Source organism: Telmatospirillum sp. J64-1, assembly GCF_006980715.1.
GTDB lineage: Bacteria > Pseudomonadota > Alphaproteobacteria > Rhodospirillales > Magnetospirillaceae > Oleiliquidispirillum > Oleiliquidispirillum nitrogeniifigens.
Genome location: NZ_SBHN01000029.1, coordinates 1 through 15,102 on the forward strand (window position 1 = coordinate 1; position 15,102 = coordinate 15,102).

Here is a 15,102-nt window from a genome sequence, read left to right on the forward strand (position 1 = left end):
AAACGTAGACCGCCGCCAGAGATCAAGCTCTGGCGGCGGTTTTGTTAAGGGCAAAGCAGCCTCGATTTGCCACCTAAAAGGCCGATCCTCCCCCGCGCAAAGGTCTCCATGCTGAGGAGGCCCGCAGGGCCGTCTCGAAGCATGGCCGCTTTTCAGACTATGATCCACAGTAAGAGCATCACGATCTAGTGATCCGAGCCGTGCAGGATCACGTCACGCAGGCCGGTATCATATTCCAGCCCTTCCTTGGTCATGATCAGCGCCATGGGGAAACCCGAGCGGATCAGGCCCTTGCGCTCCAGCGCCAGCCACACCGACTGGTTCTGCAAGCCGGTGGCGTCGCGCGACAGCACCACGCGATGGCCCACATGGAAATGATCGCCATGGGGACGGGGCAACTGCGACAGCACCACCTCGCCCGTTTCCTCGTTCCGGCTAGACATGTCGGGATGACGGGCGAGTTCCTGGAACAGGGTCAGGGTCTTGAGCTGAAGCGGATTGAGCTTGAGCGGATTCTTTTTCGGAGCCATGAAGTCTCACCCTTGCAAAGCGGGATCGTGGGCCGACCTTCCTAGCCCACTCCCCCTTCGGCGTAAAGCAAGACAAACGGGAAGTTCCGCCCTTTGTTCACCGCCGTCCCGCCCCGGCCCGCCTTCCCCTGTCCGCACCCGACGAAAAGAGCGGGAACCGGCCCCAAAGCCCTCGCTTCACTGCCGGCTGGCCATATTCCGCTTCTTAGATAATAAGAATCATAATCAGAATCGTTTACACGGCGCCCTAAAGTTGATAGTGAGAATTGCTATCAGATAGCCTTTGCTCCGTGGGGAGACGGAACAAGGGCTGCCAAGGGGGGTAACGGCGGGCCCGAGGCGCTGCCCGAGGTTGTCGATCCGAAGACGCCGCTCAATCCCTGAAACGTGAGGACTAGCCGCCCCGCCTCCCGGCTGCGGGGTTTCACACAAGAGGGTATCGATGCATCCGATGTTCAAATTCCGCCGATGCGCGACAGCAATCGGCCTTGCCCTGGCTGCGATGCCGCTGACCGTCCATGCGCAGGAAGCGCCGGTTCCCGGTATCGAGGCGAACGGGGAAGACGGAGTTTACGTGCTGGAAGGGATCGATGTCATCGGCACCGCCGAGGAAACCCTCAAGCAGGCTCCGGGCGTGTCGACCATCACCCGCCAGGACATCGAGAAGACCCCGCCGACCAACGACCTGTCCGACATCATCCGCAAGATGCCCGGCGTCAACCTGACCGGCAACAGCGCCAGCGGCCAGTACGGCAACAACCGTCAGATCGACTTGCGCGGCATGGGACCGGAAAACACCCTGATCCTGATCGACGGCAAGCCGGTGATGTCGCGTAACTCCATCCGCATGGGCCGCAGCGGCGAACGCAACACGCGCGGCGATACGAACTGGGTGCCGGCCGAGGCGGTGGAACGCATCGAGGTTCTGCGCGGACCGGCGGCGGCGCGCTACGGCTCCGGCGCGGCCGGCGGCGTGGTCAACATCATCACCCGTCCGCCGGCGGACAAGACCACCGGCTCGGTGAGCGTCTATACCAATCAGCCGCATCATGACGAGGAAGGCGATACCCGGCGCATCAGCGCCCATCTGGCCGGGCCGCTGCTCGAGAACCTGTCCTACCGCCTTTACGGCAACCTCAACCGTACCGATGCCGATGCCTTGGGCATCAATCCCATCGATCCCAATGCCACCGACCCGGATGCCGTGCCGCCGGCCGGACGCGAGGGCGTGAAGAATCGCGACATCAACCTGATGCTGCGCTGGGATGCGACGCCCGACCATGTCTTCGAACTGGAAGGGGGCTACAGCCGCCAGGGCAACATCTATGCCGGCGACCGCGCCGTCAGCGCGAACGGTACGCCCCTGCTCAACCAGTTGGCCGAGGAAGGCGCCGAGACCAATATCATGCGGCGCCGGACGATCGCCCTGACCCATCGCGGGACATGGGATTTCGGCACGTCGCGGATGCTGTTCCAGTACGAGAAGACCGACAACACCCGCCTCAACGAGGGCCTGGCCGGCAGTGTCGAGGGCAGCATCAACACCGATGGCGAATTCTCGACCTCGACCCTGGACAACTACTTCACCCAAGCCGAAGTCAATGTTCCCTTCACCCTGGGCGTCTCGCAAATGGCCACGGTCGGCGTGGAGATGCGGAACGAGAAGCTTCACGATCCTTACTCGATGACCCAGGGAATGGGAACCGGCGGCCCCATCCCCGGCCTGCCCACCGGTGAACGCAATCCCAATTCCAGCGCCGATAACTACGCGCTTTACATCGAGGACAACATCCTCGCCACGGACCAGTTGATCCTCACTCCCGGCCTGCGCGTCGATCATCACAGCAAGTTCGGCACCCATTTCAGCCCCTCGCTCAATGCCTCCTATACGGTGACCGAGGGCCTGGAGATCAAGGCCGGCATCGCCCGCGCCTTCAAGGCGCCGAACCTCTATCAGTCCAACCCCAATTACCTCTACTACACCATGGGCAATGGCTGCCCGGTGGATTTCCCCAGCCTGGGCACCGGCTGCTATGTGATGGGTAATGACGACCTCGATCCGGAAATCAGCCTGAACAAGGAAATCGGCATCAGCTACATGAGCGGCGGCTGGGCTGCCGGGATCACCTATTTCCATAACGACTACGAGAACAAGATCGTCTCCGGATCCGTTCCCGTCGGCTTGACCCCGGACGACGGCCGTATCTTCCGCTGGGACAATTCGTCTGATGCCATCGTCCAGGGCCTGGAAGGCAACCTGACGATCCCCCTGGCCGAACGCTGGACCCTGACCAACAACTTCACCTACATGATCGAGAATGATGACAAGCGGACCGGCCAGCCGCTCTCGGTCATTCCCGAATACACCATCAACAGCTGGCTGGATTGGGAAGCGCGGGAAGACCTGACCCTGACCGTGAGCATGACCCATTACGGCAAGCAGGAACCGCGCAACCAGACCATGACCGGGGCGCCCGCCACGGGCAACGCACTGAAAGCCCGTGATCCCTATTCCATCTTCGGCATCAGCGCCACCTACGACGCCAACGATCACCTGCGTGTGACCGGCGGCATCAGCAATATCTTCGATGAACGGCAGTTCCGCGAAAGCACCGGCAGCTCGGCCGGAGCCGCCACCTATAACGAACCGGGCCGGGCCTATTACCTGACCCTGACGACCCACTTCTAACCCTCTGCCGCCTTACCATCGCTCCGAAGCCCGCCGGTCCTGCCGGCGGGCTTTTTTTTCAGAGGCTGACACCGCCGGTTCCGCCCGCGACACATCGTCACCCCCGCGCAAGCGGGGGTCCATGTTGGGGCGCATGGAGATGTAAGCCGCCAGCTAGGGGTACTCGCGGTTCCATGGATTCCCGCTTACGCGGGAATGACGAGAAAGAATCTGCCCATCACTCCAAAGCCCGCCGGCCCTGCCGGCGGGCTCTTGCGGTGTCAGGCCTGCGGCAACACGCCCATGCGCCGCCAGGACGGCAGGATGCGTTCGCTCCATGGCCCCAGGGCCTGGACCAGTTCGTTCAGGCGCTGAGAACGATTGCCGGTGCGGGTGGGGAAGAGGCCGGCGCGTTCGGCCAAGGGCAGGACCGCCTCGGCCAGGGCCTGCCCGTGCAAGGCGGGCGTGTCGAGCAGCACCCGCACCGCCGCCATTTCCAGCCGGTTGGCGGCGACCGCCGAACCGATGCCGGGGGCGGCGAGATAGCGGTCGTCATGGCCGTCGAGCACCCTTTCGGCAATGACCCGGTTCAGGCGTTGCGCCGGTTCCTCCTGGGCCAGCGGCGGCAGGGGATGGGCAAGCCCGGCCCATTGCAGCATCTGCAGCGCCTGGTTCAGCATCCCCGGCTGCTCGTCCAGCCCCGTCTGCCGCGCCAGCTCGTCGAAACGGCCGGGGCCCTTGGCAAGGGCGGCCAGCAGCGGACCGAACAATGCGGCGGCTCCCTCGACCGGACCGATGCGCGTGTCGAAGGTCAGCCCGCCGCCCGTGGGCGCCCCCGGCAGGGCCTGCCAGACGATGTCCCCCAGGGCGGCCAGATGCTCCGCCACCGTCAACGGCAAGCGGCCGCGCTGGTAGAGATCGCGGCGATAGGACTGGTTGCGCGCCAGATCCTTGATCGTCTCGCGCTGCGCCGTGTCGGCGACGTCCTTCAGCAGCGGCAGCAGCTTGGCCGGCAGGGACAGGGCATCGATATTCTCGCAGGTGGTGGCACTGCCGAGATAATGGCAGCGGACGGCATCAAGGTCGCCGATGACATCGGCCACATGCTGGGGCGCCCAATGCTCGCTCATGAACTCATGGGCGGCATAGAGCCCGCCCTCCTTCCGCGCATTATCGAGACGCGCCGCCTCCCGGGGATGATCGACGAAATAACCGGCCCCGGCTTCGGCCATGCGGTGCAGGAAGTCCAGCCCGGACGAGGCGGCGAGATCGGACGGGCCGCCCCGGCCCTGGGCTTGCAGGCGCATCAAACGCTGGGCCGAAGCGAAGGAGGACAGCCCCGGATGGGACATGTAATTGAGATAGACGATACCGCCGGGGGCGAGGAAACGGTCGATGAAGCGCAGCACGGCCTGCCGGTTGGCTGGCGAGATCCAGGAATAGACGCCGTGCATCACGATGAAGTCGAAGCGCGGATAGGATTCGGGCGCGGCCTCCGCCAGCCCGGCAAAGCTGTCCTCGACGAAGACCAGGTTGGACAGGCCCGCCGCCTCGGCGAGGCGCCGCCCTTCGGCCACATGGGCCGGGTTGAAATCCACCGCCGTGAACTGGGCATGGGGATGGCTGGCCGCCGTCAGGGCCGTCCCCAGGCCGGGGCCGCAGCCCAGGTCGCACCAGGTGAAGGGGGCCGCGATGTCAGGGGCGCGATAGCCCAGCGCCGTGACCGTGGACGTCAGCCAGCAGGGCGTCATTTCACGGTGGAAGGTGCTGACATAGGCGACGTCGGCGATATAGCCATCTGTCCAGGACATGCGGTCTCCCTGATATGGATGCGCCGTCCCTCGGTCGGGCGCTGATGAAACGGAGACGCCCAAAATACCTGCAATTAATTCTCAGTACCATGCCCATCCTGCCGCCTGGACGCGAAAGAGGAGCATGAAATGCGAAACGGCCCGGCGACAGGGCCGGGCCGTTCCACGTCTTGCGGGGTCCGCCTTTGGTTTAGGCGGCGACCGCGTCGTCTTCCAGCGGCACACGGATCAGGTAGTCGAAGGCGGACAGAGCGGCCTTCGAGCCTTCACCCATGGCGATCACGATCTGCTTGTAGGGCACCGTGGTCGCATCACCGGCGGCGAAGACGCCGGGCACCGAGGTCTGGCCGCGGGCATCCACCTCGATCTCACCGCGCGGCGACAGGGCGATTGTGCCCTTCAGCCATTCGGTGTTGGGCACCAGACCGATCTGGACGAAGATGCCTTCCAGTTCGATACGATGCACCTGATCGGTGGTGCGGTCCTTGTAGGACAGGCCGGTGACCTTGTTGCCGTCGCCATGCACTTCCGTGGTCTGGCCCGAGGTGATGATGGTCACGTTGGGCAGGCTGCGGAGCTTGTTCTGCAACACGGCATCGGCACGCAGCTGGACATCGAACTCAATCAGCGTGACATGGGCGACGATGCCCGCCAGGTCGATGGCCGCCTCGACACCGGAATTGCCGCCGCCGATTACCGCCACGCGCTTGCCCTTGAACAGCGGGCCGTCGCAATGCGGGCAGTAGGCCACGCCCTTGTTGCGGTACTCTTCCTCGCCCGGCACATGCATCTGGCGCCAGCGCGCACCGGTGGACAGGATCACCGTGCGGGACTTCAGCGAAGCCCCGTTGGCCAGCTGCACTTCGATCAAGCCGCCCGCATGCGGCGCCGGGATCAGCTTCTCGGCACGCTGCAGGTTCATGATGTCCACGTCATAATCCTTGACGTGCTGCTCCAGCGCCGCGCCCAGCTTGGGGCCTTCGGTATGGGAGACCGAGATGAAGTTCTCGATCGCCATGGTGTCGAGCACCTGGCCGCCGAAGCGCTCGGCCGCGACGCCGGTACGGATGCCCTTGCGCGCCGCATAGATCGCCGCCGCCGCGCCGGCCGGGCCGCCGCCGATCACCAGGACGTCGAAGGCGGCCTTGGCCTTGATCTTCTCGGCCTCGCGGGCAGCCGCGCCGGTATCGAGCTTGGCGACAATCTGCTCAAGGCCCATGCGGCCCTGGCCGAAATTCTCGCCATTCAGGAAGATGGTGGGCACGGCCATGATCTTGCGCGCCTCGACCTCGTCCTGGAACAGCGCGCCGTCGATGGCGACATGCTTGATCCGGGGGTTCAGCACGCTCATCAGGTTCAGCGCCTGCACCACGTCGGGGCAGTTCTGGCAAGACAGCGAGAAATAGGTTTCGAAGACATAGTCGCCCTCGAGATTCCGGACCTGCTCGATCACTTCCTGCGAGGCCTTGGACGGATGGCCGCCAACCTGCAGCAGGGCAAGAACGAGCGAGGTGAATTCGTGGCCCATGGGCAGACCGGCGAAGCGCACGCTGATATCGGTGCCCACTCGGGTAATGGCGAAGGACGGCTTGCGCGCATCGTCGTCGCGGCGGACATAGCTCACCTTGTCCGACAACGAGGCGATCTGCTTGAGCAGGTCCTCCATTTCCTGGGACTTGGCGCCATCATCGAGGGAGGCAACCAGTTCGACCGGCTGCTTGATGTTCTCGAGATAGGCCTTCAACTGGTCTCGGAGATTGTTATCCAACATGATGGCGATGGCTCCCGTGGCATTCTTTCGGAGTGAGGCAGGCGCGCACCCGGAAGGGACAGGGCGTCACAGCCTTGGGGCGACTGGGCCCGGAAAAATCCGGGCCCAGAGCAGGAACTTAGATCTTGCCGACGAGATCCAGCGAGGGAGCGAGGGTCTTCTCGCCTTCCTGCCACTTGGCCGGGCAGACTTCGCCGGGATGCGCGGCGACGTACTGAGCGGCCTTGATCTTGCGGAGCAGTTCCTTGGCGTCACGGCCGACACCGCCGGCGGTGATTTCGATGATCTGGATCTTGCCTTCCGGATCGATCACGAAGGTGCCGCGATCGGCCAGGCCGACTTCTTCGATCAGCACTTCGAAGTTGCGGCTGATGGTGCCGGTCGGGTCGCCGACCATGGTGAATTCGATCTTCTTGATCGCTTCGGAGGTGTCGTGCCAGGCCTTGTGGGCGAAGTGGGTGTCGGTGGAGACGCTGTAGATTTCCACACCCAGCTTCTGGAATTCGGCGTAGTTGTCGGCCAGATCCTCAAGTTCGGTCGGGCAGACGAAGGTGAAGTCGGCCGGATAGAAGAACACGACGGACCACTTGCCCTTGAGGTCGGCATCCGTCACGTCGAAGAACTGACCCTTCTTGAAAGCGGTGGCCTTAAACGGCTTAATTTCGGTGTTAATCAAAGACATAGGTTTCTCCACTGCGTTGATGCGTTGGTGACCAGAGCACGAGGCAGATACTAAGCGCAGGCTCGTCATTCATCAAATTGGTTTTTTGCCCGCAACATATCGAGAAAATCGATATGTCTCTTGCCCCATCCACGCGAAAGCGAAGACAGCAAGACCTTACGATTTCCCGGGGCTTGCGCAAGCATGACTGCACTTTCTCCGACAGAAGGAGGAGTTTGCCCGGCCCTGCCTGGACAAGAGACATATTCAATGCGAACGAGGTTCCCCAAGCGTAAGGTCCCGCACTGACACTGCTCCGCTCCCTTTTGTAGATAAGACGGACGGTCATCGACAGACCCCATTCTTGTCCTGCCTCTGTTCCGCCTTATGTTCTCCCTTGATGAAAGAAAGAGCGGAAACGCCGGCGGGAATATTCGCCCCTTCGGGACAGGCATATTTCTTCCATGGCCAAGGATAATCCTCCTCTTCATGGGCCAGGAAAAATCCCGACAGCATCCCGCGCGGGCTTTCCTCCCCTGGGGAAAAATGCTTTTATTATTGCTGTATAATCATTGCACTTAAGGGTGAACGCGCGTGCTTCGGGGCAACCCCGCAGGGTCTGACAGAATCTTCGTGGCATCATTGCTGCTGGTTCTGCTCACCCTATTCATAGGGTTGGGCCAGGTACAATTGCCGCGTTTGGCGGCAGCCGTTCCCGAGATCGGAGCCGACCAGCTTTCCGAAACCGACGGAAGACCGGAACGGCGGCTGGATGCCAGCCGCAGCACGCTTTCCGCCGCTTTTTCCCCTCGGGAAAGCAGCATACCGCGCATCCTGACCGGGACAGGGGGGCATCCCGATTCCTCGCCCGACTGGCTTGCCCTCGCCCCGAACAGCGAGATGCCCCGCCCGTCCCTGTCCTGTTCCGTCCCCAGGGCGTCCCTTTGCGGCTCCCTCCTGACCAGCGGCTTCCTTTCCGCCCGCTTTCCTCTCGGCCCTCCCGCGGCCTGACCCCTCTCCGCCCTCGCGCGGAACAGCCATGATTCCCTGATCCCTTCCCTGCGGCCCCTCGGACCGTACGGCGGCAAGCGTCTGCCTCCGCACGGCGCCGCAAGGCAGGGATTCCCGTCTTTTCATGTGCTTGGCGGCCCGGAGCATTGCCGGCCGTCCATGGGTAAGGAAACGAAATAAATGATCGAAGCGATGAGCTTGATCATCCTCATTGCCGCAGGTCTGGTGACGATCAGTATTTTTACCAGCGTGGTGTCCTTTCGGATCGGCGCGCCCTTGCTGCTGGTTTTTCTGTCTGTCGGCCTGCTTGCCGGTGTCGACGGAATAGGGGGCATTCAATTCAGCAATGCCGGAACCGCCTATTTCATCGGCTCTCTGGCCTTGGCGATCATTCTGTTCGACAGCGGCTTCGGCACAAGGCTGCAGACCGTGCGTGTCGCCGCATGGCCGTCCCTGACCCTGGCGACCATGGGTGTGCTGCTGACGACCGGGCTGGTTGGGGCGGCGGCTCATTACGGGATGGGAATGCCATGGCTGGAAAGCCTGCTGATCGGCGCCATCATCAGTTCCACCGATGCCGCCGCCGTCTTCTTCCTGTTGCGCGTCGGCGGCATCACCCTGAAGGACCGGGTGCGTTCGACGCTCGAGATCGAATCGGGCAGCAACGACCCGATGGCGATCTTCCTGACCATTTCCTTGGTCGAACTCATCATCTCCGGCGCGGGCGGAGGCAATATCGGCTGGGGATTGGCGGAAGCCTTCCTCCTGCAGATGGGCTTGGGCGCCCTGGCCGGGGTGGCCGGAGGATGGATCGTCTATCAGGTGGTCAACCGGATCGAGCTCGAACCCGCCCTTTATCCCATCCTGGTGATGGCGTTGTCCCTGTGCCTTTTCGCTGCCACCAGCATGATCGGCGGCAGCGGCTTCCTGGCTGTCTATATCGCCGGCATCTATGCCGGAAATTCCCGGCTGCGCTTCGCCGCCTCGCTCCGCCGTTTCCAAAGCGGCATGACATGGCTGGCACAGATCGCCATGTTCCTGACCCTGGGCTTGCTGGCGACACCCTCGGAATTCCCGGAGGTCGCCCCCTTCGCTATCGGCTTGGCGCTGTTCCTCATCTTCATCGGCCGCCCCATCGCGGTATGGCTGTGCCTGCTTCCCTTCGGCTTCACCCGCAACGAAATCACCTTCATCGCCTGGGTCGGGCTGCGCGGCGCCGTCTCGATCCTGCTGGCCCTCTTGCCCATCCTGGGAAACCTGCCAGGCGGGCAGACCTTCTTCAACACCGCCTTCATCATCGTTCTGGTCTCGCTGCTGGTGCAGGGCTGGACCATCCGGCCAATGGCGAAATGGCTGGGATTGATCGTCCCGCCCCGCATCGGGCCCGTCGAGCGCATGGAACTGGACCTGCCCGGGCAAGCAACCCATGAATTGGTGGCCTATCGCATCTCTCCCGAAAGCCCGGTCGCCGAAGGCGACCGTCTTCCCCGCTGGGCGCGCCCGTCCCTGATCGTCCGCGACGGGCGGTCCATGGCCCCGCATGGGGCGGGGAAAATGCAGCCGGGAGACACCGTCTTCATCTTCACATTGCCCAAATATATCCACCTGCTTGACCGGCTTTTCGCGCGGCCGGCCAAACTCGACGTGCTGGATCGCGAACTCTTCGGCGATTTCAGCCTTCCGCCGGACACCAAGCTCCAGGCGCTGTCCGCCACCTACGGCTTCTCGATCCGCCCCGAGGATACGGAGAAAACCGTGGCCGAGTTGGTGCAGAAGAACCTGCGCGGGCAGATCGAGATAGGCGACAGACTTTCCTACGGGCCGATCGAAATCATCGTCCGCGACATGGTCAAGGACGAGATCACCGAGATGGGACTGGCCCTCGAACCGACCCGGCCCTCCCAACCGCGATTGCCGCTGTTCCAGACGAAAAAGGATCTCAAGGATTTCTGGCTGCGGCTGACCGGCAGAAACAAAGAATAACCGAAGAACACGAGCTTTCCCGGTTACGGGAAAGCCATGTCTGAACGAACCGGAATTCGCAGAAAATTCCGAAGGAGAAAGAGAAATCGATATGGATAACTTCGTTATAGAAAATCCATCTGGAGGAGATATCGAGTTCAGGGGCGAGCTTCTGCATTCCGTGTCTTCCCCCGAACTGGGGCAGGTCTGGGTTTATCGCGCCGCCAGCGGAAAATTCGTCGTGAAACAGACGCGGCGGGCCTTGCGCGGCAGAACGGCGCGCGACGCAGTCGCCGTCATGGACAGCCTGGAGCAGGTCATCGACTGGTTCGAAACGGCTTTGGAAAAGAGTGCCATGCTGCGTGCCCTGGGACTGGCGAAGCGCTTCACGATCTAGCAGGTTGCGGAACGCCATGTTGCCGCAGCATCGGTATTGAGCCGCCTGCCCAAAAGCGGCCATGCTTCGAGACGCCCCTGAGGAAACCGCAGAGCGGTCGTCTCGGAGCATGGGCCGGGCCCGGCCTGGACAAACTACAATTTCACTCTGGTCATTTTCCTCACCCCTGCATAGTATGCGAATGATTCTTAGAATCAGTTGCGTATAGACCAAGGGGGGATTTCGTGACCACCGATTTGGCTTCTTACCCGCCCGCACGGGCCTGGGCGGCGGCGATCATGCTTGGCCTCGCCTGCCATGCGGGGCCTGCCTTCGCCCAGGCGCAACCGGCTGCCTCCGGCGCAGGCATGACGGAAAACCGCGTGGGCGGCTTCGATATGATCCGCAGATTCGACATTCCCGCTACGACGCTGGAAAAGGCCCTGCCGGAACTGGCACGGCAATCGGGCCTGCGGATCAGGACGGCGGAGGGGGTGCCGCCCGATACCGCAACGGCAAGAATTTCCGGAGTGATGACGGTCCGCGAGGCCCTGCACCGCGTGCTGACCCCGTCCGGCCTGGCCTATGGACTGGCCGCAGACGGCATCGTCGTCACCACGGCGGGCGGATTCAGGGATGAAAGCGGCGCGGTCTCCCTTGCCCCGATCTCCGTCGAGGGCTCCGACCGGCCCGTCCTTCCTTCCGGGGGAAGCAGCGGCCTGTCGGTCCTGGACGAGAGCGCCATCCGCACCATGGGAACCGGCGACAAGGACCCCATCCGCCTGCTGCGCACCCTTCCCAACGTCCATTTCGACAACGGCCAATTTGCCACCAGCCAATATGGCGAACAGGATCTGACCCCCGACAAGGTCAGCATCTCGGGCGGGCGCTTCTACGAGAACCGCTTCCTTCTCGACGGCGTCGACAACAACTCGGTCTTCGACGTGGCCGAGGGCAATTCCGAGGCCCATGCCGACCGGATCGGCATCTCCAATTCCATGAACCTGTTCGTCAATTCCGACATCCTGCGCGAAGTGGCCGTCCATGATTCCAACATTCCGGCGGAATTCGGCGGCTTCACCGGGGGCGTCGTGGCGATGAACGTGCGCAATCCGGCCCATGAATTCCATGGCCGCGTCGGCGGCACCTACCAGACCCATCGCTGGGTCGACTACCGCCGCGAGGACCATTCCAGCGCCACCGCATCGAAACCGACCGCCTTCGAGAAGATCGGCAAGGAAGCCTCGGTCGATATACCGGTCACGGACCGCCTGCGCGCCCTCGCCGCCGTTTCGCAGCTTTCCTCGGAAGTCACGCGCATGAACAATGCGAATTGGGGCGGCGACGAGCGGGGCAGGACGACCAGCAAGAAGGAATCCTATCTCGCCAAGTTCGAATATGATGCGACCGACGCGACGACGTTGTCCTTCCAGGGGCTCTACAATCCCTATTCCAGCGAATTCACCCGCGAGAACCAGGCCGGCGACCTCCAGACCACCACCGGCGATGCCTACAGCCTGCTGTCCCGGATCGAGCACAAGCAGGACGGCTGGGACGGCAATCTTCAGGTCAGCTTCGGCGAAAGCGGCTTTTCCCGCAATGCCCCGGCAACCGGCTTCACCTGGCGTTCCATCGGCAGCAAGGCCTTGTGCGGCGCCACCAACTGCCCCGAAGGCGGCTTCGGCGACATCGAGGACCGGCAACGCGACTTCCAGGTCAAGGGAAGCAGCACGGTCTATTCCGTCCTCGCCACGGACTGGACCGTCGGCTTCGACGCCAAGCACACCCATGCCAACCGGAACCGGCCGACGGACAATTACTTCTACCTGAACTCCGTCGCCGGAGCCGACGTCCAATGCGCAGATCCCAGCGACCCGGCCTGCATCGCCGGCGAGCAGGTCCTGACCCGGCGCCAGGTCCGCCTGGCCCGCGACGTCTCCGCCCATGTCACCAGCCTTGGAACATGGGCCGAGGCCCGCAAGACCGTCCCCCTGGACCTGACGCTGCTGAAAAGCCTCGACCTGCGCGGCGGCCTGCGCGCGGATTGGGAAACCTACCGCCAGAATTTCGACATCGCGCCGCGCCTGTCGGGCACGCTGAACTTCCCCGGCGAGATCTCGTTGAGCCTGGGCCTCAACCGCTATTATTCTACCGCCCAGACCCTGGCCTATGCCCTGTACGAGCAGACGCCCGATCTCGTCACCGAAACCCGGGATGCCGCGGTGGGAAATCTCTATCCCAATAGCTGGAGCGTCACTTCGGTCAACAATGCCTGGCGCTATCGTGCGAACAGGGGCCTGAAGACTCCCTATTCCGACGAACGCACCGCCGCCCTGACCTTTCCCATGCCGCTGGGCATGGGCCGCCTGAAATATGTCGACCGCCAGAACCGCAACGAAATCGCCCGCGCCTCGGAAGTCGTCGGCACCATCCGGACCTATGTCCCGACCAATGACGGCTGGACGGATTACCAGGGCGCATCGCTGGAATGGGCGGGACGCTACGGCAATCACGATTTCGCCCTCAACGCCGCCTGGTCGGACACCAAGCGCAACTCCAACACCTATTTCGATCCGACCGTCGAGGATGATCTGACCGACGTCTGGTATGACGGCCAGATCCGGAATTCCCGGGACCTGCGCGTCCTGGCGACGAATTTCGCCCAGCCCTGGACCCTCAATGCCAGCCTGGCCTCGCGCTGGCTGGACGACGCCCTGACCATCGGCCTGACCGGAAAATACCGCTTCGAACGCGACGAGATCGTCGATAGCGGCAGGAACATCACCGTCGACGGCGTCGCCTACGACGTCTACGAGAAGCGGACGCTCAAGCCGACGGTCAATGTCGACATGACCGTCACCTATCTTCTGGAGACGGTTCCCGACCATCATGTCGAGCTGAAGGGCTATGTCGAGAATCTGTTCGATAGCCGTACGCGCACGGCGACGGCGAGCAATCCCTACGAACGCGGCCGCTCCTTCTGGTTCGGCTTGGCCTATGTCTGGTAGGCGGCGCCTTTTTCTCGCCGCCCTCCTCTGCCTCGGCCTGGGCGGCGGCACGGCGGCGGCGCACGACCCCCAGGCCCTGCGGAAAGCCTATGCCGGGCCGGTCGAGACATGGCCGGCCCCCTGGGTGCCGGACGGCATCGCCGTGAAGGAGATGGGACCGGTGCCGCCTCCCCGCCATCCGCATGACAATCCGGGCACGCCCGAGAAGATCGAGCTGGGCCGCAAGCTGTTCGAGGACCCGACGCTGTCGCTGTCGGGCCAGTTCGCCTGCGCCGACTGCCATTTCCGCGAAATCGGCTTCACCGACCGCCTGCGCCGATCCTTCGGCCATGACCGCCAGATCGGGCGGCGCAATGCGATCTCGATCCTCAATGCCGGATTCTACGACCTGCATTTCTGGGACGGAGGAGCCGAGACGCTGGAACGGCAGGCCCTGATGGCCATGACCAATCCGGTGGAAATGGCCGCCGACGCGGCGGAAATTGATGCCCGGCTGAAGGCCGGTCCCTATCGCGATGCCCTGCGCGCGGTCTTCGGCACTCCCGAAGGTGGCGGGCTCGAGGACGCGCTCAAGGCCCTCGCCGCCTTCGTCCGCGCCCAGACGACACGCTCGCGCTTCGACACCTTCCTGAACGGCCGCCGCGAGGTCCTGACCGACCAGCAGCTTCACGGGTTGCACCTGTTCCGCACCAAGGGCCGGTGCATGACCTGTCATCACGGGCCGCTGCTGACCGATGGCGGCTTCCACAATCTCGGCCTGCACCGTTTCGGCGAGGAGGACGAGGATCTCGGGCGCTACGAGGTGACGGGCGATCCCGCCGACCGCGGCGCCTTCCGCACCCCGACCCTGCGCGGCGTCGCCGCCACGGGGCCGTGGATGCATACCGGGCGGTTCCGCGACCTCCGCGTCGTGGTCGCTTTCTACAATGCGGGCGGGCTCAAGTCGTCCAGGCCGGGGGCACCTCCGCTGTCGCCCCTGCTGCAGCCCTTGAACCTCACGCCCGAGGAAATGGATGCCCTGCGGGCCTTCCTCGAAGTCCTGTAGCGGCGCGACGGCATTGACAGAACCCGGAAGGCTGGGGATAGTCTGTCCCGTCATTCGCTTGGAATGACGCTATTGCTTGTTCTCAGGGCAGGGTGAAATTCCCTACCGGCGGTATTTCCCTCGCAAGAGGGGAGAGCCCGCGAGCGCCCATGGCTCCCGCCATGGGGTCAGCAGATCCGGTGAAATGCCGGGGCCGACGGTTACAGTCCGGATGGAAGAGAATGAGTCGACCCGACCTTCCCGCCCAGCGGGGAGTGCG

Annotated in this window: 10 protein-coding genes and 1 riboswitch; of the genes, 6 read left to right on the forward strand and 4 right to left on the reverse strand. The window is 63.4% G+C overall.

Annotated elements, in window-relative coordinates; all coding sequences use genetic code 11:
* Positions 1–185: 185 nt before the first annotated feature.
* A complete protein-coding gene (locus EPD66_RS21325; protein ID WP_142850591.1) occupies positions 186–530 on the reverse strand; it encodes a hypothetical protein in 345 nt (114 codons plus the stop codon).
* A 442-nt stretch (positions 531–972) separates the two neighbouring features.
* Between EPD66_RS21325 and EPD66_RS21330 the strand changes: the two genes are divergently transcribed.
* On the forward strand, positions 973–3,219 hold the full coding sequence (locus EPD66_RS21330; RefSeq protein WP_142850592.1) for a TonB-dependent siderophore receptor: 2,247 nt from the start codon (positions 973–975) through the stop codon (positions 3,217–3,219).
* A gap of 260 nt (positions 3,220–3,479) precedes the next feature.
* Here the strand turns inward: EPD66_RS21330 and EPD66_RS21335 are convergent, their stop codons facing one another.
* The 3 genes from EPD66_RS21335 to ahpC all read right to left on the reverse strand — a co-directional run bounded on the left by EPD66_RS21335 (position 3,480) and on the right by ahpC (position 7,462).
* On the reverse strand, positions 3,480–5,009 hold the full coding sequence (locus tag EPD66_RS21335) for a methyltransferase regulatory domain-containing protein (protein ID WP_142850593.1): 1,530 nt from the start codon (positions 5,007–5,009) through the stop codon (positions 3,480–3,482).
* 190 nt (positions 5,010–5,199) lie between these two features.
* Positions 5,200–6,780, reverse strand: coding sequence for an alkyl hydroperoxide reductase subunit F (gene ahpF, locus EPD66_RS21340; RefSeq protein WP_142850594.1), 1,581 nt, complete (start codon positions 6,778–6,780; stop codon positions 5,200–5,202).
* 118 nt (positions 6,781–6,898) lie between these two features.
* Positions 6,899–7,462, reverse strand: a complete 564-nt coding sequence (ahpC, locus tag EPD66_RS21345) for an alkyl hydroperoxide reductase subunit C (RefSeq protein ID WP_142850595.1) — start codon at positions 7,460–7,462, stop codon at positions 6,899–6,901.
* Positions 7,463–8,074: 612 nt separating this feature from the next.
* Here ahpC and EPD66_RS21350 point away from each other — a divergent pair.
* The 5 genes from EPD66_RS21350 to EPD66_RS21370 all read left to right on the forward strand — a co-directional run bounded on the left by EPD66_RS21350 (position 8,075) and on the right by EPD66_RS21370 (position 14,843).
* Positions 8,075–8,452, forward strand: coding sequence for a hypothetical protein (locus tag EPD66_RS21350; protein ID WP_142850596.1), 378 nt, complete (start codon positions 8,075–8,077; stop codon positions 8,450–8,452).
* 180 nt (positions 8,453–8,632) lie between these two features.
* Complete coding sequence (locus tag EPD66_RS21355) at positions 8,633–10,435, forward strand: potassium/proton antiporter (RefSeq protein WP_142850597.1); 1,803 nt, start codon at positions 8,633–8,635, stop codon at positions 10,433–10,435.
* Between the two features lie 91 nt (positions 10,436–10,526).
* Positions 10,527–10,811, forward strand: a complete 285-nt coding sequence (locus EPD66_RS21360) for a hypothetical protein (RefSeq protein WP_142850598.1) — start codon at positions 10,527–10,529, stop codon at positions 10,809–10,811.
* A 224-nt stretch (positions 10,812–11,035) separates the two neighbouring features.
* Positions 11,036–13,798: a hypothetical protein gene (locus EPD66_RS24170; protein WP_185961557.1), complete on the forward strand. Its 2,763-nt coding sequence runs from the start codon at positions 11,036–11,038 to the stop codon at positions 13,796–13,798.
* A complete protein-coding gene (locus EPD66_RS21370; protein ID WP_142850599.1) occupies positions 13,788–14,843 on the forward strand; it encodes a cytochrome-c peroxidase in 1,056 nt (351 codons plus the stop codon). Before EPD66_RS24170 ends, EPD66_RS21370 begins: the two co-directional genes overlap by 11 nt.
* A gap of 74 nt (positions 14,844–14,917) precedes the next feature.
* Positions 14,918–15,070, forward strand: a riboswitch (FMN riboswitch).
* Positions 15,071–15,102 lie beyond the last annotated feature (32 nt).

What these genes read in the sequence shown, in the direction of transcription:
- EPD66_RS21370 (WP_142850599.1), top strand. Translation starts at nt 13,788, where the DNA reads ATGTCTGGTAGGCGGCGCCTTTTTCTCGCCGCCCTCCTCTGCCTCGGC.
- EPD66_RS21325 (WP_142850591.1), bottom strand. Translation starts at nt 530, where the DNA reads ATGGCTCCGAAAAAGAATCCGCTCAAGCTCAATCCGCTTCAGCTCAAG.
- ahpC (WP_142850595.1), bottom strand. Translation starts at nt 7,462, where the DNA reads ATGTCTTTGATTAACACCGAAATTAAGCCGTTTAAGGCCACCGCTTTC.
- EPD66_RS21330 (WP_142850592.1), top strand. Translation starts at nt 973, where the DNA reads ATGCATCCGATGTTCAAATTCCGCCGATGCGCGACAGCAATCGGCCTT.
- ahpF (WP_142850594.1), bottom strand. Translation starts at nt 6,780, where the DNA reads ATGTTGGATAACAATCTCCGAGACCAGTTGAAGGCCTATCTCGAGAAC.
- EPD66_RS21360 (WP_142850598.1), top strand. Translation starts at nt 10,527, where the DNA reads ATGGATAACTTCGTTATAGAAAATCCATCTGGAGGAGATATCGAGTTC.
- EPD66_RS21335 (WP_142850593.1), bottom strand. Translation starts at nt 5,009, where the DNA reads ATGTCCTGGACAGATGGCTATATCGCCGACGTCGCCTATGTCAGCACC.
- EPD66_RS21355 (WP_142850597.1), top strand. Translation starts at nt 8,633, where the DNA reads ATGATCGAAGCGATGAGCTTGATCATCCTCATTGCCGCAGGTCTGGTG.